Origin of the sequence: Vibrio sp. 10N.222.48.A3 (assembly GCF_041475345.1) — a bacterium.
Taxonomy (GTDB): Bacteria; Pseudomonadota; Gammaproteobacteria; order Enterobacterales; family Vibrionaceae; genus Vibrio; species Vibrio tasmaniensis_A.
On record NZ_JBFRVX010000121.1, the window covers coordinates 1 to 705 of the forward strand.

Genomic DNA, 705 nt, shown 5'->3' on the forward strand with positions numbered 1-705 from the left:
AGGAACCATAGAGACGGCAGTCGCCGCGCCGGAATAGAGTAAAAAATCACGTCGTGACATCATGCATTTGTTGTGTCGTTTACTCGAATTTTGCTCTGAGTTGGCGATCATTTTTCTGCTCCAGCAAGTTCGTCTTTAGTAAATAACGGTTGGTATTCTGGAATTGTCGGCTCTTCAATAAAAATCTGTTCACCTGAAAATGCTTCGATAAAGCTCAGTAAGTTCTTTTTATCTTGCTCCGTTAAACCGAGAGGTTGAATTAAAGCAGATTTTGTCTGAGGGTAACCAGTAGTACGTCCGTCATCCGCCACACCACCTCGGTCGTAGAAATCAATCACCGCTTCTAAAGTTGGAATAGTGCCATTGTGCATGTAGGGCGCAGTGTATTTTGTATAACGTAGGCTTGGCGTGCGAAACTTACCTAACATCTCTTTACGTTTTGCACGAAAGTAAGCACCGGGATCAGCCTTTGTAGTGCGGTACATCTCTTCGGTGACACCTTTAGAATAAAGCTCAAATCGAAACGTTATCTGTGCCAGTCCATCATCATTCCACCAAGGGCTTGGCGGCACGCCAATGTTGTAGAATTTCTGGTCAGAAGCCAAAGCCCCGTTGTGACAAGCTATGCAATTCGCTTTTCCCTCAAACAGTGCTTTACCCTTCAATTGGGACTCAGACAAAGCGGTTTTGTCACCGAGTAAATAG

1 protein-coding gene and 1 pseudogene are annotated in these 705 nt (G+C 44.7%); both read right to left on the reverse strand.

The genetic code is table 11. From position 1 onward, the window contains the following. Positions 1-111, reverse strand: a 111-nt coding sequence (locus tag AB4653_RS04545) for a twin-arginine translocation signal domain-containing protein (protein WP_372103439.1), incomplete at its 3' end; no start/stop codon positions are given. Continuing rightward, a pseudogene (locus AB4653_RS04550) lies at positions 108-705 on the reverse strand (cytochrome-c peroxidase); the annotation flags it as partial. The gene AB4653_RS04545 and the pseudogene AB4653_RS04550, both read right to left, overlap by 4 nt.